This window comes from Cupriavidus sp. IK-TO18 (assembly GCF_015549295.1).
Taxonomy (GTDB): Bacteria; Pseudomonadota; Gammaproteobacteria; order Burkholderiales; family Burkholderiaceae; genus Cupriavidus; species Cupriavidus oxalaticus_A.
The window spans coordinates 175,442-193,360 of sequence record NZ_JADGMP010000009.1; the positions used below are offsets into that span (position 1 = coordinate 175,442).

Here is a 17,919-nt window from a genome sequence, read left to right on the forward strand (position 1 = left end):
CACCACGGCGCGCACGCGGGACCGCATCAGCGCACCGCGCCGTAGATCCGGCGCGCATCCGCGGCGTCGGCGATCGGCCGGCCCAGCGTGAGTCCGCCCTGCACGGCCTGCGCCACCAGCGCGGCGTTGCCGGGCGCGCGGCTGCCGTCGCGCAGCAGCAGGTTGTTCTCGAAGCCCACCCGCACATGGCCGCCGAACGCGGCGGCCGCGGTCACGCAGGCATTCTCTTCGCGGCCAAAGGCGCAGATCGCCCACGGCAGCGCATCGTCGCTTTCCGCGGCCACCTGCAGGAACGGCAGCAGGTCGTGCGGCGACGAGACCTGCCCCGCCGAATAGCGCCCCAGCACATACAGCAGCGACCACGCACCCGCCGGCACCAGTCCGCGCGCGCGCAGCGCATGCCAGCGGCGCACGTCGGCCGCGTCGTACAGGATGACCTGCGTCATCACGCGTTCGCGCGCCAGCCACGCGAAGAACGCGGCCAGCTCGCTTTCCGGGATCTCCGGCACGGCCACCTCGCGCAAACCCACCGACACGGCTTCGGGCCGCAGCTCGCGCACCATCGCCATCTGCGCGGGGGCCTTGTACACGCCGGCGGCTTCGCTGGTCACCTGCACCAGCAGCGAATCGCCGACGGCCTGCTTCACGGCGGCCAGCGCGTCGCGGTAGGCCTGCGCGTCGAGCGAATGGCGGCCCTGCGCATCGCGCACGTGCATATGCATCATGGCGGCGCCGGCATCGAGGCAGGCGCGCGCTTCCTGTGCCAGCGCCGCGGCGGTCAGCGGCACCGCGGGGTGGTCGGCAGCCTGCTTGTAGGCGCCGTTGGGCGCGACCGTGACGATCAGCGGGGAATCGGCAAGCGCCGCGCGGGCCGCGGCGGCTTGTGTCGAGGCAGACGGATTGGCTTGGGTCATGGCTGGATCTCGGGCAATTCAGGAGCGATCAGGTCGAGGCCGGCGCGCAGCAGGCGGTCGTAGCGCGCGCGCTCGGCGGCAATGGCTGCGGGGCTCCAGACATAGAAGCCCTCGCCGCGCTTCATGCCGTGGCGGCCGTCGGCGGCGCGCTCGGCCAGGCAGCGCGCGGGATGGTCGTCGTTGCAGAAGCTCGGGTACATGGTGGCGCCGGCGGCGGCGTGCACGTCGATGCCGGCATGGTCGCGCTGCAGCACCGGGCCAGCCGCCAGAAAGCGGAAGCCGAAGCCGAAGCGCACCGCCGCATCCACGTCCTCGGGCGAGGCAATGCCGCGGTCGATCAGGTTGAAGGCCTCGCGCGACAGCGCGTGCTGCAGCCGGTTCGCAAGGAAGCCGGGCAGGTCCTTGCGCACTTTCACCGGCACCATCGCGCAGCGGCGCATGAACGCGATCAGCGCGTCGGCGCGGCCTTCGTCGCTGTCTTCGCCCATCACCACTTCGACCAGCGGCACCAGGTGCGCCGGCATGAAGAAATGCAGGCCCAGCATGCGCTCGCGCGACTCCAGCCCGGCGCCGATCGCGCTGATCGGGAAGCTGGAGCTGTTGCTGGCGAGCACCGTGTCCGCCCGCGCGCGGCGGACCAGGTCGGCAAACAATTGCTGCTTGAGTTCCAGGCGCTCGGGGATGCATTCGATCACCAGCTCGACGGTGGCCCATTCCACCTGGTCCAGCGTGGCGGCCACGGACAGGCATGCGGCGCCGTCGGCGCGGCCGATGGCGGCCAGGTTGTCGCGCACCCGCCCGGGCAGCGCGGCGCCGCGCGTGGCGTCAGGCTCGATCACGGTGGTGCGGCACAAGGCGCGGGTCAGCACCACGGCGACGTCGGCGCCCATGGTGCCGCCGCCCACCACCACCGCATGGGCGGCGCCGGGACGGCCCAGTGGGCTGGCAGTGACCGCTTCGGTCGGGTTCGGCATAGGTTCTCCGGGGAAGTCCTGCGGGATTGGTGCCGCCCCGGGGGCCGCAGTGGCGCGCCGGGCAACGGAATCCCGGCAGTGTAGAGAACTCGCTTTGATTGATGAAGTCGATTCTCTGGATAAAATGATCCACAAATCAGATCAATCGCACGATCCGACCGCTCGTGCCGCTCATGTCTTCCGCGGCGCACACCGCGCCCGCCACTGCCTGACCATGAAAATCAACCTGTCGATGCGGGACATCGAGACCACGCTGGTGCTCGGCCGCACGCTCAATTACCGCCAGGCCGCCACCCAGCTGCACCTGTCCCAGTCCGCCCTGTCCACGCAGATCCTGCGTATCGAGGAATCGCTCGGCGTGCGCCTGTTCGATCGCACCACCCGCACCGTGCGCCTGACCGCCGCGGGCCAGGTCTTTATGCAGCAGGCCGCGCTGCTGCAGGCCGCCTTCCGCGGCGCCATCGACGCCGTTACCGGCATTGCCAGCGCCGAGCGCGGCCAGGTGGCCGTGGCGGCGCTGCCGTCGCTGGCGGCGCGCATGCTGCCGCGCGTGCTGATGGCCTACCACCGGGCGCGCCCGGAAGTGGCGCTGAAGGTGATCGACACGCTGTCGGGCCCGGCCTTCGACCTGGTGCGCGCGGGCGAGGTGGACTTTGCGCTGACGGCGGCCGATCCGCAGCAGGCCGACCTGCATTACGAGCCGCTGCTGTCCGACCGCTTCGTGCTGCTGATCCCCTCGGCGCACCCGCTGGCGCGCAGCAGCGGCCCGTTGCGCTGGGCCGATACCGCCACCGCGCCGCACGTATCGATGACGCATCCCAGCAGCGTGCGCCAGTACGCCGAATGGGCCTTCCTGCAGAACAAGATCCGCTTCCAGCCGGTGTTCGAGGCCGAGCACCTGGCCACCATCGCGGCCATGGTCGAATGCGGCTTCGGCGTGGCGGCGCTGCCAGAGATTGCGGCCGGCACGGTGCGCCAGGCCGGCATCGTCGAGCGGTTACTGACCGCGCCAGTGACCGAGCGCTCGATCGGGCTGGTGACCTCGCGCAACCGCTCGCTGTCCCCCGCCGCCGCCGAACTTGCCGCGGCGGTGCGCGCGCAGCTGGCGCATCCCGCCGCTGCCGGCGCCGGCGCCATGGAGGCCAGCGCATGAGCATCATCGTCGATATCCTGATCCTGGCCGGCGCGCTGCCGGCCATCGTCGCGGTGGTGCAGTGGTCGCGGTGGTCTGCGCCGGCCTTATGGCCAGCGCGCTCGGGCCGACGCGCCTGAACCCGCCGAACTGGCGCCACCTGCGCATGATGTGGGAGCTCGCGATGCCGCGCACCATTACCCGCACGGCATCGAGCCGGGCTCGCGACCGGCCGCTGGCGCGCGCTGGCCGATCGCTTCGGGCTGCCGATCCGCCGCCGCCGTCAGGACAGGCCCGGCACGGAGCCGGGCCCGCAGGCTTCAGGAAGGGTCTTTGGTACGCGTGCGCGAGACGGCCATCATGATGCCGACGCCGAGCACGATCAGGCAGGCGATGCCGATATAAACGGTCGCGAGGCCGGCCGTTGACATCGCCCAGGCGATGCCGCCGACCAGGACCAGCAAGCCAATGATGTATAGCGCGAATGACATGAATCGGCTCCTTGCGGTGGTGACGCTGCTTCCAATGTAGGCAGCGTCACGCGCGCAAGGGATAGGACGATGGCGGACGGCGGCGTAGGCGGGTTCTGACTTCGCTGTGATGCCGCTGCCACAGGGCGGTGGCCGCAATGCGGCCCGCCGGGGCTGTCCGCAGGGTTCAGGCAGCGCCCCGGGCCTGCGCCGCGGCGAGATAGGCATCGCGCGACGGCAGCAGGTGGCGGCGGCACAGTTCCACCAGCGCCTCGCGGTTGCCCTGCTGCAGCGCCTCGATCATGGCCCAGTGCTCCTGCCGAGCGCGCTCGCGATAGGCCGCGGCCGCCAGCGTGCCGAACCGGATCGGGTGGGTGCGGCGCGCATAGTCGCCGATGGCCTGCTGCAGCACGGCATTGCCGGTCAGCGCGAACAGCTCGCGGTGAAAGGCCTGGTTGATGCGGAACACCGCGCGCGCATCGCCAGCGGCCACGGCGGCGTCATGCTGCTTCTGCACCGCGGCCAGCGGCGCCAGCCGCGCCGGCGGCACCGGCAGGTCGATCTGCGCGGCGGCATGGCATTCCAGCACTTCGCGCAGTGCGTACAGTTCCAGCACCTCGCGCGCGGAGAACGCGCGCACCACCGCGCCGACATTGCGCTTGCGCTCGACCACGCCGATCGCCTCCAGCCCCGCCAGCACCTGCCGCACCACATGCCGCTTGAGGGCGAAGCGCGCCATCAGGTCGTCCTCGGTCAGCCGCTCGCGCGGATGCAGGCGGCCGAAGACGATGTCCTCCTCCAGCGTATCGACGGCCTGCTGCATGGCGCCGGCTTCGGACTGTGGGGTGATGTCCGGCATGGCTCAGCGCTGGTGCGGCACGGTATCGACGGTCTGCGTCGCGCGCAGGAAGTCGAAGTCGACGCCCTGGTCGGCCTGCGTCACGGTCTCGAGGAACAGCTTGCGGTAGCCGCGCTCGGCGCGCGGGCGCTCCACCGGCTGCGCCGCGGCGCGGCGGGCCAGTTCGGCGTCGTCGACCAGCAGCGTCAGGTCGCGCTCGCGCACCGAAAGGCGGATGCGGTCGCCGCTGCGCACCAGCGCCAGCGGACCGCCGATGGCCGCTTCGGGCGTCACGTGCAGCACGATGGTGCCTGCCGCGGTGCCGCTCATGCGGCCGTCCGAGATGCGCACCATGTCCTTGACCCCGGCGCGCGCCAGCTTGCGCGGGATCGGCATGTAGCCCGCTTCGGGCATGCCGGGCGCGCCGGTGGGCCCGATGCGCTTGAGCACCAGGATATCGTCGGCCTTGACGTCGAGCGCTTCGTCGTCGATGCGCAGCGCCATGTCCTCGGCGTTCTCGAATACCACGGCGCGGCCCTCGTGCTCCATCAGCACCGGATCGGCCGCGGACTGCTTGATGATGGCGCCGCCCGGCGCCAGGTTGCCGCGCAGCACGGCCAGGCCGCCGGCCGGGTAGATCGGGTCGGCCGCTCTGCGGATCACGTCCTGCTCGAACGGCGGCGGCGCGGCGTCAAGCTCTTCGCCAAGCGTGCGGCCGGACACGGTCAGCGTGTCCAGGTGCAGCAGCGGGCGCAGCTCGCGCAGCAGCGTGGCCATGCCGCCGGCCTTGTGGAAGTCCTCCATGTAGTGCTGGCCGGAGGGCTTGAGGTCGACCAGCACCGGCGTCTCGCGGCTCATGCGGTCCAGGCCCGCCAGGTCGATATCGATGCCGAGGCGGCCGGCAATGGCGGTCAGGTGCACGATGCCGTTGGTCGAGCCGCCGATCGCCAGCAGCACGCGCAGTGCGTTCTCGAAAGCCTTGCCGGTCAGGATGCGGTCCGGCGTCAGGCGCGCCTTGGCCATCGCCACCGCCGTGGTGCCGGTGCGCTCGGCCACGCGGATGCGGTCGGCCGTCACCGCGGGCGCCGAGGCACCGCCGGCCACCATCATGCCAAGCGCCTCGGTCACGCACGCCATGGTGCTGGCCGTGCCCATCACCGAACAGGTGCCGACGCTGGCCACCAGCTGGTTGTTGACGTCGGCGATCTCGGCGGCATCGATCTCTTCGGCACGATAGCGGCCCCAGTAGCGGCGGCAGTCAGTGCAGGCGCCCACGCGCTCGCCACGATGCGCGCCGGTGAGCATCGAACCGGTTACCAGCTGGATCGCCGGCACCCCGGCCGAGGCCGCGCCCATCAACTGCGCCGGCACGGTCTTGTCGCAGCCGCCGATCAGCACTACCGCGTCCATGGGCTGCGCGCGGATCATTTCCTCGGTGTCCATCGACATCAGGTTGCGCAGGTACATGCTGGTCGGCGCGGAAAAGCTCTCGTGCACCGAGATGGTCGGGAAATCCACCGGCAGGCCGCCGGCCAGCATCACGCCGCGCCGGACCGCGTCGATCAGCTGCGGCGCGTTGCCGTGGCAGGGGTTGTAGCTGCTGCAGGTGTTGACGATGCCGATCACCGGCCGCGACAGCGCGTCGTCGGTATAGCCGGCACCCTTGATAAAGGCCTTGCGCAGGAACAGCGAGAAGCCGGTGTCGCCGTAGTTGGTCAGGCCCTTGGCCAGGCCTTGCGGTCGGGTGGCGTCGGGCTTGCTGGGGTCGTTGGCGGACATGAGGGCTATCTCCAATGAAATTATTGATAATCGATGGCCGGAAGCTTAGCGGCCAATGCTGGCGTAGCGCAAGCCCGGCATTGCACCGCATTAATTGATTCAATCCAGAGATCAGTCGATAGAAAAATACGGATTCATCAATCAAGCGGCCCGGCCTACACTTGGCCCCGATAACGAGCCGGGCGTCATCCGCCGGCGGCCACCCGCCGCCCGCCGATCCATTCCCATTCCAACGATTTCCCGGCACAGGAGACCCACATGCCTGGCATTTCGCCCACTGCCGCCCGCGCCACCACAGCGGCGCGGCGCACCCCTCGCCGCTCCATCCTGGTCGCTTCTCTCGCATTTGCCGGCATGCTGCTCGCCCCGGCTTGGGGCATGGCCGCGGACGCCTATCCCGCCAAGCCGATCCGGCTGGTCGTGCCCTACCCGCCCGGCGGCGCCACCGACGTGATCGGCCGCACGCTGGCCCAGCGCCTGTCCACCACGCTCGGCCAGCAGGTGGTGGTCGACAACCGCGCCGGCGCCGCGGGCAATATCGGCGCCGAGCTGGTGGCCAAGTCGCCCGCCGACGGCTATACCCTGCTGCTGGGCGCGCTCACCAGCCACGCCATCAACGCCGCGCTGTACAAGAGCCGCGTGCCTTACGACCTGGAGAAGAGCTTCGCGCCGGTGTCGATCGTCGGCACCGTGCCGCTGGTGTTCGTGGTCAATCCGTCGGTTAGCGCCAGCAGCCTGCCGCAACTGGTCTCGCTGGCAAAATCCAGGCCCGGCGCCATCACCTTCGCCTCGGCCGGCAACGGTTCTCCGCAGCACCTGGCCGGCGAGATGTTCAAGCGCATGGCCGGCGTGGAGATGCTGCACGTGCCATACAAGGGCAGCGGCCCGGCCATGACCGACCTGATCGGCGGTCAGGTGCTGAGCATGGTCGAGACCGTTCCCGCGGCCCAGGCCTACGTCAAGACCGGCAAGATCCGCGCCCTGGCGGTGGCCTCGTCCGAGCGCGTCAGTGCGCTGCCCGACGTGCCGACCGCCACCGAAGCCGGACTGAAAGACTTCGAAGTCAGCTCGATGTTCGGCATCGTCGCTCCGGCGGGCACGCCGGCGCCGGTGATCGACCGGCTCAGCGGCGACCTGAAGAAGATCCTGGCAGAGCCGGAAGTCCAGGCCACGCTGCTCAAGCAAGGGGCGATTGCCACGTGGACGACGCCGGCGCAGGCGAGTGCGCGGATCAAGGCCGAGGTCGGCAAGTGGAATACGGTGATCCGGGAGGCGGGGGTGAAGCCGGAGTAGTCATTGGATGCAGTCCGAATACCCAGGACATGGGTTTTTCCGGGTTAGCAGTGACATGGGTATGAATGCCTCCCTCGTCACTCTGTTATGCCCCGCATTCCGCCCTGCTGTATCTGTGCCCCGCCTGCTCCCGCCCGTATACTCTGGGGGGCCGGGCGCGGCCCTAGCCCGCGCCTCACCGATTCCACAAACAGATCAAGCAACGGAGCAGCAGCATGCGTGTCGCATTTCTCGGCCTGGGCGTCATGGGTTTCCACATGGCCGGCCACCTCGCCGCCAAAGGGCACGAGGTCACGGTCTACAACCGCACCGCCGCCAGGGCGCAGGCCTGGGTCGGGAAGTTCGGCGGCAAGGCGGCAGCGACGCCGGCACTGGCGGTGCGCGACGCACAGGTGGTGTGCTCCTGCGTCGGCAATGACGACGACCTGCGCGCGGTGCTGACCGGCCCCGATGGCGCCTTCTTCGGCGCGCCGAGCGGCTGCATTTTCGTCGACCACACCACGGCCAGCGCCAATGTCGCGCGCGAGCTCTATGCCGCGGCCGGCGAGCGCGGCCTGCACTTTGTCGACGGCCCGGTCTCGGGCGGCGAAGTCGGCGCGGAAAAAGGCATCCTGACCATCATGTGCGGCGGCGATGCCGACGTCTACGCGCGCGCCGAGCCGGTCATCGCCGCCTATGCCCGCGCGGTGACCCGCATCGGCGAGGCCGGCGCCGGGCAACTGGCCAAGATGGTCAACCAGATCAGCATTGCCGGCCTGATCCAGGGCCTGTCAGAGGCCATCGCCTTCGGCGAGCGCGCCGGGCTGGACATGCCGCTGGTGCTGGATGTCATCAGCAAGGGCGCCGCCGGCTCCTGGCAGCTGGAAAACCGCGGCCCCACCATGATCGACAACAAGTTCGATTTCGGCTTCGCGGTGGACTGGATGCGCAAGGACCTGGGCCTGTGCCTGGACGAGTCGCGCCGCAACGGCGCCGCGCTGCCGGTGACGGCGCTGGTCGACCAGTTCTATGCCGACCTGCAGCAGATGGGATGCGGCCGCGCCGACACCTCGTCGCTGATCAAGCGCCTGCGCCAGCACGCGAAGGACGCCTGAGGTAGCGCCAGCACTACCTGCCGTCGTCCGATTCCTACAGCGATTTCGGCGCGTGCCTGAAAGGCCGCCGGCCGGACCGTGCCTAAGCTGGACGCATGGGCCGGTCCACCCGGGCCAGTCCGGCAATGATGCAGGAGACCCATCATGTGGAAACTCGCAGGCGCACTCCTGATAGGCGCAAGCATGGCGCTGGCTGGTTGTACCGCAGCGGGCGCAGTGGCCGGCGGCGTGGCCGGCCATGAACTGACCGACGGCAGCACGGCCGGTACCATCGGCGGTGCCGTGGTTGGCGGCGTGATCGGGCACGAACTGGGCAAATAACTGGGCAAGTCACTGGCCAAGTAATAGTCGCCAGTTTCGCGCGGATCGCTGATCGGACACGCGCAGGAACGGAAAGGCAGGAAGGCCGCATTGCGCGGCCTTCTTTGCTTTGGCCATTGGCCGGCGGCCGTGCTCAGCGCAGATGCCGGGGCGCCGCCTTGCCGGCAAGGCGCAAGCGCCGCCACAGCAGCACCGGCAGCCGCACCGCGCAACCCGCCAGCAGCCGCAGGTGCATCCCGGTCAGCAGCAGGTTGTCACGCAGGTAGCGGAAGTGCGAGACACCGCCTTCGCCCCGTGCAAAGTAGCGCACCGGTGCCGCCACATTGATAGGGCGCACACCGCGCCAGCACAGGCGGACCGCCGCTTCGGGATCGAAATCGAAGCGCCGCATCCAGCGCGTCTCGCGCATCACCGCGCGCAGCGGTGCGATCGGGTAGACGCGGAAGCCATAGAGGGAATCGCCGATCCCGGCCCAGAGGGTCTCGACATCGGCCCAGAAATTGGACATGCGCCGCCAGTAGACCCGTTCGCGGGGCGCGCTGGCGTCGAAAACCGGCCGGCCCAGCACCATCGCGTCCGGCTCGCGCTGCGACAGGGCCATGAACTCCGCAATCAGGTGGGCCGGATGCTGGCCGTCCGAATCCATGACCAGCACATGGGTGAAGCCCTCGGCCGCCGCGGCTTCGATGCCGTGCAGCACAGCAGCGCCCTTGCCCTGGTTGGTGGGCAGCGTCAGCACGCGCAGCGCCGGGTCGGTGGCGGCTTCGGCCCGCAGCCAGCGTTCGCTGCCATCGGTACTGCCGTCGACCACGACCCATACCGGCGCCCACGCCGCGCGCGCCGCCTGCAGCGTGCCGTGCAGGCGGGTGCCGGGGTTGTAGCTGGGGATCAGCACCAGGTGGGAACGGTGCGCTGCGTCGGCGCCCGGCGCGGGCGCAGGGAGTGGCGTGGCATGCTGGGGCATGTCGCGCTCCGGTTCCCGGGTGGCGGGGTTAGCTGGCGCGCTGCGCCGCGACGTAGCCGGCAAGGCTGCCGAGCGACGCGAAAATGGTCTTGTTGTCGGGGTTGTCCGAACGCAGTTCGACCCCGTACTTGCGCGACACCAGCAGGGCAATCTCCAGGATGTCGATGGAGTCCAGCCCGAAGCCTTCGCCGTACAGCGGCGTGTCGGCGGTGACCTCTTCCAGTCGCAGGTCTGCGATGTCGAGTTCGTCGATGATCAGGCGGGCGAGTTCGGTTTCAAGTTCGGTCATGTTGAAGCAGAGGGGGCCGCCGCGGCACGCAGCCGGTCCGGATCGTCCCGGCGCGCCGTGGGGGCCAGCCGATGCTACCAAAGGCCCCGATGGCGGGCTAGCCGAGAGAAGTTTGGTAACAACATCAACAGGGCTTTGGGGAATCCTGGCACCGCGTAGGGGGTCTTTTAAGGTATAAAGCGTTCGCTTCGCAGTCTGGCGCACACTCGCGGACTTTGGATTTCGCCGGTTTTCGGCCTCAGCCTGAAGCGCCGCTTGCTACACATGATAACGACACAAATGATGTCCTCGAGCCAATCGTCTTCCCTCCCCGCCCGTGCCCGGCCCGTCCAGGACGCACGGGTCGAATCCGCGAGTACGCCGCACGCCTCGGCCATCGGCGGCGGCCGTGGATGGCTCGTCGGGGTCGCCGGGTTCGTGATCTATGAATGCGCGCTGCATTATGCCGCGCATCGGCCGGGAGCAGAAGTCGTCGCATTGCTCCTGGGGATCCTCCCGTTCCTGGCGCTCGGTTTCCTGGCCGTGCTGCGCACCGCCGGACGCAAGCCGGCACTGTTCGCACTGGTCGCGGCATGCGTGGCGCTCTGGCTCTGGCGAGTGCCGCTGTCGCACCATTTTGGCTGGACATACCTGTTGCAGCACGCCGGCGTCAACGTGGCGCTTGGCGTGATGTTCGGCCTGACCTTGCGCGACGGCCACACCCCGCTGTGCGCACAGATCGCCACGGCCCTCCATGGCGAGCTGACGCCGGCGCACGCCCGCTATGCGCGGCGCGTGACGCAGGCCTGGACCCTGTTCTTCGCGGCCGTGGCCGGCGCCTCCACGCTGCTGTTCGTGCTGGCTCCAGTGGCGGCGTGGTCGAACTTCGCCAACCTCGCCACCCCTTTGCTGATCGCCGCGATGTTCGCTGCCGAAGCGGCATGCCGCCGCATCGCCTTCCCTGGCATGCGCCACGGAGGCCTGCTCGATGCGGTGCACGGTTACCGCGCCGTGATGGCTGCCCGGGCAGCCCGGGCCGCGCGCGCAGTGACGCCGGCCGCCACCGCCATGCCGCGCTGACGCGCGCCGCATCGCATCCGCCATGACTGCGATCCCGCTCGTCGCGCACGCCTCCCCTGCCGCCACCCTCGCGTGGGTGCAGGGCCGGCCGGTCACCGTAGGCAGGTTCCTGGCCGACGTGGCGCAGCTTGCCGCCGCGCTGCCGGCCGGCGGCCATGTCTTCAACGCCTGTACCGACCGCTATCGCTTCACCGTCGGGCTGTGCGCGGCGCTGCTGCGGGGCAAGGCTACACTTCTGCCGTCGTCGCAAACCCCCGAGACGGTGCGCCAGCTGTGCGCATTCGCACCCGATGCCTTCTGCCTGCAGGACCAGCCGGCCGCGCCGATGGCAATGCCGGTGTTCGACTACCACCAGGGCGTCGCTGCGGCCCCGGATGCGGCCGAATTCACCGACGTGCCGTCGCTTCCTGCCGACCGCGTGCTGGCCTACGTCTTCACCTCCGGTTCGACCGGCACCCCGGTGCCACACCGCAAGACCTGGGGCGCGATGGCCCGGGGAGCGCGCGCCGCCGCGCAACGGCTGGGCCTGTGCGACGGGCGCGCATGGACGCTGGTCGGCACGGTGCCGCCGCAGCATATGTTCGGCCTGGAGGCCACCGTCATGCTGGCACTGCAGGGCGGCGCCGCTCTGGCGTCGGCACCGGCGTTCTACCCGGCCGACGTCCGCGACGCACTGGCCGGAGTGCCCGCGCCGCGCGCGCTGGTCAGCTCGCCGGTACACCTGCGCACGCTGGTGCACGCGGACATGGCCATGCCCGCCGCCGACCTGCTGTTGTGCGCCACTGCCCCGCTCGGCCGCGATCTGGCTGCCGCTGCGGAAGCGCTGTTCCACGGCCCGTTGCGTGAAATCTACGGCAGCACCGAGACCGGCCAGCTTGCCACCCGCCGCACCGCGCAGGAAGACATCTGGACGCTGGTGCCCGGCGTCCGGCTGCAGCCGCGTACGGCGGACGGCGCAGCAGACACCATGACCTGGGCCGAGGGCGGGCATATCGAGCAACCGGTGGCGCTCGGCGATGCCATCGAACCGCTGGATGCGGGGCACTTCCTGCTGCACGGCCGCAAGGGCGACCTGCTCAATATCGCCGGCAAGCGCACCTCGCTGGCCTACCTTGACCACCAGCTCAATGCCATCGACGGCGTGCAGGACGGCGCCTTCTTCATGCCCGGCGACAGCCACGAAGGCGATGCACAGGGACACGTGGTGCGGCTGGTGGCAGTCGTCGTGGCGCCGGGCGTGACCCCGGCGGCGATCCTGCAGGCGCTGCGCGAGCGCATCGACCCCGCCTTCCTGCCGCGCCCGCTGCTGTTCGCCGAAGGCCTGCCGCGCAATGCCGCCGGCAAGCTGCCGCGCGACACGCTGGCGGCGCTGGTGGCGCAGTTGTCCCGCGCGCGGGATGTCGCAGCGGCCCTGCCCGCCTTTGTCATCGACGCCGGCCACCCCGCCATGGCCGGCCATTTCCCCGGCAATCCGATCGTGCCCGGCGTAGTGCTGCTCGACCACGCCTTGCTCGCGCTCGGGTCCGCACTTGAGCGGCCGCTGGTGCCCACGCAGGCCGGGACGATCAAGTTCCTCAGCCCCGTGCGCCCCGGAGAACGGGTCGAAATCGAACACGACGCCGAGCCGGCCACGGACGGCAGCGAACGCTTGCGCATCACGCTGCGCAGCGCGGGACGCGAAGTGGCCAGCGGCACGCTGCAACTGCGCGCCGCTACTTCGGAGGGCGGGCCATGCTGACCTGGCTGTGGAAGCGGCAAGCGCCGGTGGAGGCCGCCGACTGGTCCCGGCACAAAGAGCGCAGCAACATCCCGCTGCTGCGCGTCATGACGTGGATCTCGCTGGCGCTGGGACGTCCGGCCGGGCGCGTGGTGCTGCGCCTGATCGCGGCCTATTTCACGCTGTTCTCGCCGGCGGCGCGCCATGCCTCGCGCGCCTACCTGGACCGCGCGCTGGGCCGAGAGGCCAACTGGATCGACGGCTACCGGCATGTGCTGACCTTTGCCTCGACCATCCACGACCGCATCTACCTGCTCAACGGCCGCTTCGACCTGTTCGACATCCGCCTCCACGGCGAAGACCTGCTCGAAGCCGCCATGGCGCGCGGCCGCGGCGCGATCCTGCTGGGCGCGCACCTGGGCAGCTTCGAGGTCGTGCGCGCGCTCGGCCGCCAGCATCCGGACATGGAAGTGGCCATCACCATGTACGAGGAAAACGCGCACAAGCTCAACGACGTGCTGCAGTCGATCAACCCCGCCATGCGCCAGGACGTGATCGCACTGGGCCGCTTCGATACCATGCTGCGCGTGCGCGACTACCTCGACCGCGGCTACATGATCGGCATGCTGGCCGACCGCACCCTGTCGCAGCGTGCCACCGATCCGGTGCAGCAATGCGATTTCCTCGGCGCGCCCACCGGGTTCCCGACCGGGCCGTTGCGCATGGCCGCCATGCTGCGCCGGCCGGTGTTCTTCATCACCGGGCTGTATCGCGGCGGCAACCGCTACGATGTCCATTTCGTGCCGCTGGCGGACTTCTCGCAGACCGCGCGCGGCCAGCGCGAAGCCGCGGTGCAGTCGGCACTGGACGGTTATGTGCGGCTGCTGGAGAAATTCAGCCGCAAGGCGCCGTACAACTGGTTCAACTTCTATGACTTCTGGCACGCCGGCCCGCCGCTCTCCGAGCAGCCGCCACCGGGCAACGAGCCATGAGCCATGACCTCCCGAGCGTTGTGAAAGCCTTCGACACTGATCCGATCTGTTCCGCCAGGCGCGTTGTCCGCCGGTTGCTGCCGCTGCTGCTGGCAGGCGTTGCGTTCGGCATCGCGGTGCCAGGCAGCGCAGCCGCACCGCCCGCGCCTGCCGCAGCACAGGCCGCGCCCGCCTTCGGCGTCGACCAGCTGATGTCCACGCTGGCGCAGCGCAAGTCAGGCCGGGTCCGCTTCACCGAGACCAAGTACCTGGCGATGCTGGCCAAGCCGGTGCAGTCTTCCGGCGAACTGCTTTTCACCGCGCCCGACCACCTGGAGAAGCGCACCGTATCGCCCAAGGCAGAAAACATGGTGCTCGACGGCGACATGCTGACGGTGGAGCGCGACGGCAAGCGCTTTACCATGCCGCTGCAGAACTACCCCGAGCTGGCGGCCTTTATCGAAAGCATCCGCGGCACGCTCGCCGGCAACCGCCACACGCTGGAACGCTACTACAAGCTCGGCCTGGAAGGCCGCGCCAGCCGCTGGACGCTGACGCTGACGCCGGCGGACTCGCGCATGGCGGCAGTCGTCAGCCAGGTGCGCATCGACGGCAGCAAGGACGCACTGGACCGTGTCGAGATCCGCCAGGCCGACGGCGACCGCTCCGTCATGACGATCCGGCCCGCCGGCCGCCCATGAGCGCAGCCTCCGGCATGCCCCCCTCGTCCCCCACGCCACCCACGCGCCCCTCGGCCCCGCGGCGCTTCACGCTGCCCGGCGCGCGCCTGGCGCTGGCGCTGTGGCTGGTCGCGCTGCTGGCGTGCGCGGCGGTGGTCAGCCGCACCAGCTTCACCGCCGACCTGTCCGCCTTCCTGCCGCGGCTGCCGAGCGCCGAGCAGCAGTTGCTGGTCAGCCAGTTGCGCGACGGGCTGGTCTCGCGGCTGATCCTGGTCGGCATCGAAGGCGGCGACGCCGATGGCCGCGCGGCGGTCTCGCGCGCGATGGCGGCGCAGTTGCGGCGCGATCCGCGCTTCACCGCGATCCAGAACGGCGAGCCGTTGAACCAGGACGCCGACCGCAAATACGTCTACGAACACCGCTACCTGCTCAGCCCGACAGTCACGCCGGAGCGTTTCAGCGAGCACGGCCTGGCGCATGCCGTGAACGATTCGTTCGAGCTGCTGGCCTCGTCGGCCGGCCTCTTCACCAAGGCACTGCTGCCCCGCGACCCCACCGGCGAGGTCGCCGCGCTGCTGACTCAGCTCGACGCCGGCCAGCGCCCCCAGCTGCATGCCGGCGCCTGGACCTCGCGCGACGGCAAGCGCGCGGTGCTGCTGGCGCAGAGCGCGGCCTCGGGTTCGGATACGGACGCGCAGGCGCAGGCCATCGACGCAATCCGCGATGCCTTTGCCAAGGCCGCGGCAAACGGCCCCTATCAGCTCGCGATGACCGGCCCCGGAGTCTTCTCCGTCAAGTCGCGCGACACCATCCGGCACGACGTCGAGCGCCTGTCGACCATCGGCGTGGCCATCATCGTCACGCTGCTGCTGGCGGTCTACCGTTCGGTGCCGCTGCTGGTGCTGGGGCTGGTGCCGGTACTGAGCGGCGCGCTGGCCGGCATCGCGGCGGTGAGCCTGGGTTTTGGCGGCACCGTGCACGGGCTGACGCTGGGCTTCGGCACCACGCTGATCGGCGAGGCGGTCGACTATTCGATCTACCTGTTCGTGCAGTCGGCGCAATACACGCGCAACGGCCAGCGCGACAACCGTGCCTGGCTGGGCGGGTTCTGGCCCACGGTGCGGCTGGGCGTGCTGACCTCGGTGTGCGGTTTTGCCTCGCTGCTGCTGTCGGGCTTTCCGGGACTGGCGCAGCTTGGGCTGTATTCGATCGCAGGGCTCGCGACGGCGGCGCTGGTGACGCGCTTCGTGCTGCCGCAGCTGGTGCCCGCCACGCTGCACCTGCGCGACGTGACGCCGCTGGGACGCCGCCTGGCATGGCTGGCCGAGCGTGCCCACCGGCTGCGCTGGCTGGTGCTCGTACTGGTGGTCGCGGCAAGCACCGTGCTGGCGATGCATCGCGGCACGCTGTGGGGCCGCGAGCTGGCCGGGCTGAGCCCGGTGCCCGCGAGCGAACAGGCCCTCGACGCCTCGCTGCGCGCCGACCTGGGCGCGCCCGACGTGCGCTTCCTGGTGGTGCTGTCCGGGCCCGACCAGGAAAGCGTGCTGCAGGGCGCGGAGCGCGTGGCCCACGAACTCGACCCGCTGGTGGCGCAGAACTTCATCGGCGGCTATGAAAGCCCCGCGCGCTACCTGCCCAGCGACGCGACCCAGCGCGCGCGCCAGGCCAGCCTGCCGCCGCCCGCCGAGCTGGCGCAGCGGCTGCGCGCGGCCGTCGCCGGCCAGCCGGTGCGCGCCGACCTGTTCGCACCGTTCCTGGCCGAAGCCGAGCAAGCGCGCGCGGGCCCGCTGCTGCGGCGCGAAGACCTGCGCGGCACGTCGATGGCGCTGGCGGTCGATGCGCTGCTGACGCATCGCGACGGGCGCTGGAGCGCGACGCTGCCGCTGCGCGCCCCGGCCACGGCAAATGCCGCCAAGGGTAGCGGCGGCGGCGACGGCGTCGACAGTGCCGCGGTGCGCGCCGCCGTTGCCCGCGCCGACGTGCCCGATACGCTGTTCGTCGACCTCAAGGGCGAGTCCGACCGCCTCTACGCCGGCTACCTGCGCGAGGCGCTGCTGCTGTCGCTGGCGGGCCTGCTGGCGATCGTGGCGCTGCTGGCGATCGCGCTGCGCTCGCCGCGCCGCGTGGCGGCCACGGTACTGCCGCTGGCGGCCGCCGCGGTGGTCGTGCTGGGCGGGCTGGCCGCACTGGGCCAGCCGCTGACGCTGCTGCACCTGGTGGGCCTGTTGCTGCTGGTGGCAGTCGGCTCGAACTACGCGCTATTCTTCAATGGCGCTTCAGCGGGCCAGCCTGGCGCGGCCCATTCGCCGCACACGCTGGTCTCCCTGCTGCTCGCAAACCTGACGACGGTGTCCGCCTTCGGCCTGCTGGCGCTGTCGAGCCTGCCATTGCTGCGGGCGTTCGGCCTGACAGTCGGCCCCGGCGCCATCCTGGCGCTGTGGTTCTCGGCGATCCTGGCGCGGCCCGCCACCTCCGGCAATGCCGGAAATGCCGGGACCGGTCAGGCCGGGAGTACGACATGAACCGCTTTTCCGCATCCGGCGGCGCCTGGCACGACACGCCGCCAAGCCGCCCGTGGCGCCCCAGCCCGCTGCTGTACGGCGCAGCCGCGGTCCACGTGGCCGGCATCGGCGCCATGCTCACGCATCCCGGCAGCATCGTCCCCGCATTGGCAGGCATTGCCGCCTCCCACGCGGCGATGTGCGCCGGCGGCTTGTGGCCGCGCAGCACGTGGCTGGGGCCAAACCTGCTGCGGCTGCCGCCGTCGGCACAGGATTGCGTAGCGCTGACCTTCGACGATGGTCCCAATCCGGCGCTGACGCCGCGCGTGCTCGACCTGCTCGACCAGCACGGCGCGCGCGCCACCTTCTTCTGCGTCGGCGAGCGCGCCGCGGCGCATCCGGCGCTGGTGCGCGAGATCGTGCGCCGCGGCCATGCGGTGGAAAACCACAGCATGCATCACCGCCTGCATTTCTCCGTTTTCGGACCGGGCCGGATGCTGCGCGACATCGGCGCGGCGCAGCAGGTGCTGGGCGACCTCACCGGGCAGGCGCCGCGCTTCTTCCGCGCGCCGGCCGGGCTGCGCAACCCGTTCCTGGAACCGGTGCTGTGCCGCCTCGGGCTCCAGCTGGCGGCGTGGACGCGACGCGGCTTCGATACCCGCTCCGGCGACATCGCGGCGCGCGTGGAACAACGCCTGACCGGCAAACTCGCGGGCCGCGACATCCTGCTGCTGCATGACGGCAATCCCGGCTTCGATCCGGCCGGCAATCCGCACTGCACGACGGTGCTGCCGCCCCTGCTTGCCGCCATCGACCGGGCGGGCCTGCGCTGCGTGACGCTGTGCGCAGCGATGGAATCAGGGCATGCCGACAGCGGTACCGGACAGTCGCCGACAAACTGACCGGCCCCGGCTTGTTACAAT

The 17,919-nt window shown here is 70.4% G+C and carries 18 protein-coding genes; 11 read left to right on the forward strand and 7 right to left on the reverse strand.

From position 1 onward, the window contains the following. Positions 1–26 precede the first annotated feature (26 nt). Positions 27–914: a 3-keto-5-aminohexanoate cleavage protein gene (locus tag IPF36_RS09375; RefSeq protein WP_135702872.1), complete on the reverse strand. Its 888-nt coding sequence runs from the start codon at positions 912–914 to the stop codon at positions 27–29. Next, complete coding sequence (locus IPF36_RS09380; protein WP_195427842.1) at positions 911–1,888, reverse strand: 3-hydroxyacyl-CoA dehydrogenase family protein; 978 nt, start codon at positions 1,886–1,888, stop codon at positions 911–913. Before IPF36_RS09380 ends, IPF36_RS09375 begins: the two co-directional genes overlap by 4 nt. A 214-nt stretch (positions 1,889–2,102) precedes the next feature. Between IPF36_RS09380 and IPF36_RS09385 the strand changes: the two genes are divergently transcribed. Beyond that, positions 2,103–3,041 (forward strand): LysR family transcriptional regulator, encoded by a 939-nt coding sequence (locus IPF36_RS09385; RefSeq protein WP_133094449.1) that lies wholly within the window; start codon positions 2,103–2,105, stop codon positions 3,039–3,041. After that, positions 3,038–3,160 carry a hypothetical protein gene (locus IPF36_RS34570; RefSeq protein WP_255519723.1) on the forward strand — a complete coding sequence of 41 codons (123 nt, stop codon included), beginning with the start codon at positions 3,038–3,040 and terminating at the stop codon, positions 3,158–3,160. Before IPF36_RS09385 ends, IPF36_RS34570 begins: the two co-directional genes overlap by 4 nt. 180 nt (positions 3,161–3,340) lie before the next feature. Here the strand turns inward: IPF36_RS34570 and IPF36_RS09390 are convergent, their stop codons facing one another. The 3 genes from IPF36_RS09390 to IPF36_RS09400 form a co-directional block, all read right to left on the reverse strand. Further along, positions 3,341–3,511, reverse strand: coding sequence for a hypothetical protein (locus IPF36_RS09390; protein ID WP_165971468.1), 171 nt, complete (start codon positions 3,509–3,511; stop codon positions 3,341–3,343). 166 nt (positions 3,512–3,677) lie between these two features. After that, positions 3,678–4,349: a GntR family transcriptional regulator gene (locus IPF36_RS09395; RefSeq protein WP_195427843.1), complete on the reverse strand. Its 672-nt coding sequence runs from the start codon at positions 4,347–4,349 to the stop codon at positions 3,678–3,680. A gap of 3 nt (positions 4,350–4,352) precedes the next feature. After that, a complete protein-coding gene (locus IPF36_RS09400; protein WP_195427844.1) occupies positions 4,353–6,107 on the reverse strand; it encodes an IlvD/Edd family dehydratase in 1,755 nt (584 codons plus the stop codon). 258 nt (positions 6,108–6,365) lie between these two features. Between IPF36_RS09400 and IPF36_RS09405 the strand changes: the two genes are divergently transcribed. From IPF36_RS09405 to IPF36_RS09415, 3 genes are all read left to right on the forward strand, one after another. Then, a complete protein-coding gene (locus IPF36_RS09405) occupies positions 6,366–7,400 on the forward strand; it encodes a tripartite tricarboxylate transporter substrate binding protein (RefSeq protein ID WP_133094446.1) in 1,035 nt (344 codons plus the stop codon). A 194-nt stretch (positions 7,401–7,594) separates the two neighbouring features. After that, entirely contained in the window at positions 7,595–8,494 is a 900-nt protein-coding gene (locus IPF36_RS09410; RefSeq protein ID WP_368671137.1) for an NAD(P)-dependent oxidoreductase, read from the forward strand. A gap of 144 nt (positions 8,495–8,638) precedes the next feature. Next, positions 8,639–8,815 (forward strand): glycine zipper 2TM domain-containing protein, encoded by a 177-nt coding sequence (locus IPF36_RS09415; protein WP_029046952.1) that lies wholly within the window; start codon positions 8,639–8,641, stop codon positions 8,813–8,815. A 133-nt stretch (positions 8,816–8,948) separates the two neighbouring features. Here the strand turns inward: IPF36_RS09415 and IPF36_RS09420 are convergent, their stop codons facing one another. Further along, positions 8,949–9,779 carry a glycosyltransferase family 2 protein gene (locus IPF36_RS09420; RefSeq protein WP_135702877.1) on the reverse strand — a complete coding sequence of 277 codons (831 nt, stop codon included), beginning with the start codon at positions 9,777–9,779 and terminating at the stop codon, positions 8,949–8,951. A 28-nt stretch (positions 9,780–9,807) separates the two neighbouring features. Continuing rightward, on the reverse strand, positions 9,808–10,068 hold the full coding sequence (locus tag IPF36_RS09425; protein WP_133094443.1) for a phosphopantetheine-binding protein: 261 nt from the start codon (positions 10,066–10,068) through the stop codon (positions 9,808–9,810). Between the two features lie 477 nt (positions 10,069–10,545). Here IPF36_RS09425 and IPF36_RS09430 point away from each other — a divergent pair, with 477 nt between their 5' ends. Genes IPF36_RS09430 through IPF36_RS09455 form a run of 6 tightly spaced genes read left to right on the forward strand, consistent with a single transcriptional unit; the run spans position 10,546 to position 17,898 of the window. Beyond that, positions 10,546–11,127: an acyl carrier protein gene (locus IPF36_RS09430; protein ID WP_255519724.1), complete on the forward strand. Its 582-nt coding sequence runs from the start codon at positions 10,546–10,548 to the stop codon at positions 11,125–11,127. A 22-nt stretch (positions 11,128–11,149) separates the two neighbouring features. After that, positions 11,150–12,865, forward strand: a complete 1,716-nt coding sequence (locus tag IPF36_RS09435) for an AMP-binding protein (RefSeq protein WP_195427846.1) — start codon at positions 11,150–11,152, stop codon at positions 12,863–12,865. Then, complete coding sequence (locus tag IPF36_RS09440; protein ID WP_133094441.1) at positions 12,859–13,836, forward strand: acyl-CoA synthetase; 978 nt, start codon at positions 12,859–12,861, stop codon at positions 13,834–13,836. Before IPF36_RS09435 ends, IPF36_RS09440 begins: the two co-directional genes overlap by 7 nt. A gap of 44 nt (positions 13,837–13,880) precedes the next feature. After that, positions 13,881–14,516, forward strand: a complete 636-nt coding sequence (locus IPF36_RS09445; protein ID WP_195427876.1) for an outer membrane lipoprotein carrier protein LolA — start codon at positions 13,881–13,883, stop codon at positions 14,514–14,516. Between the two features lie 14 nt (positions 14,517–14,530). Further along, positions 14,531–17,017 (forward strand): MMPL family transporter, encoded by a 2,487-nt coding sequence (locus IPF36_RS09450; protein ID WP_195427847.1) that lies wholly within the window; start codon positions 14,531–14,533, stop codon positions 17,015–17,017. After that, the gene (locus IPF36_RS09455; RefSeq protein ID WP_195427848.1) at positions 17,014–17,898 is read left to right on the forward strand and encodes a polysaccharide deacetylase family protein; all 885 of its coding nucleotides are present in this window, start codon (positions 17,014–17,016) and stop codon (positions 17,896–17,898) included. Before IPF36_RS09450 ends, IPF36_RS09455 begins: the two co-directional genes overlap by 4 nt. The last annotated feature ends 21 nt before the right edge of the window (positions 17,899–17,919 follow it).

Bases quoted from the DNA above. Each gene is read 5' to 3' on its own strand.
- IPF36_RS09375 (WP_135702872.1), bottom strand. From the start codon at position 914: ATGACCCAAGCCAATCCGTCTGCCTCGACACAAGCCGCCGCGGCCCGC.
- IPF36_RS09380 (WP_195427842.1), bottom strand. From the start codon at position 1,888: ATGCCGAACCCGACCGAAGCGGTCACTGCCAGCCCACTGGGCCGTCCC.
- IPF36_RS09385 (WP_133094449.1), top strand. From the start codon at position 2,103: ATGAAAATCAACCTGTCGATGCGGGACATCGAGACCACGCTGGTGCTC.
- IPF36_RS34570 (WP_255519723.1), top strand. From the start codon at position 3,038: ATGAGCATCATCGTCGATATCCTGATCCTGGCCGGCGCGCTGCCGGCC.
- IPF36_RS09390 (WP_165971468.1), bottom strand. From the start codon at position 3,511: ATGTCATTCGCGCTATACATCATTGGCTTGCTGGTCCTGGTCGGCGGC.
- IPF36_RS09395 (WP_195427843.1), bottom strand. From the start codon at position 4,349: ATGCCGGACATCACCCCACAGTCCGAAGCCGGCGCCATGCAGCAGGCC.
- IPF36_RS09400 (WP_195427844.1), bottom strand. From the start codon at position 6,107: ATGTCCGCCAACGACCCCAGCAAGCCCGACGCCACCCGACCGCAAGGC.
- IPF36_RS09405 (WP_133094446.1), top strand. From the start codon at position 6,366: ATGCCTGGCATTTCGCCCACTGCCGCCCGCGCCACCACAGCGGCGCGG.
- IPF36_RS09415 (WP_029046952.1), top strand. From the start codon at position 8,639: ATGTGGAAACTCGCAGGCGCACTCCTGATAGGCGCAAGCATGGCGCTG.
- IPF36_RS09420 (WP_135702877.1), bottom strand. From the start codon at position 9,779: ATGCCCCAGCATGCCACGCCACTCCCTGCGCCCGCGCCGGGCGCCGAC.
- IPF36_RS09425 (WP_133094443.1), bottom strand. From the start codon at position 10,068: ATGACCGAACTTGAAACCGAACTCGCCCGCCTGATCATCGACGAACTC.
- IPF36_RS09435 (WP_195427846.1), top strand. From the start codon at position 11,150: ATGACTGCGATCCCGCTCGTCGCGCACGCCTCCCCTGCCGCCACCCTC.
- IPF36_RS09440 (WP_133094441.1), top strand. From the start codon at position 12,859: ATGCTGACCTGGCTGTGGAAGCGGCAAGCGCCGGTGGAGGCCGCCGAC.
- IPF36_RS09450 (WP_195427847.1), top strand. From the start codon at position 14,531: ATGCCCCCCTCGTCCCCCACGCCACCCACGCGCCCCTCGGCCCCGCGG.
- IPF36_RS09455 (WP_195427848.1), top strand. From the start codon at position 17,014: ATGAACCGCTTTTCCGCATCCGGCGGCGCCTGGCACGACACGCCGCCA.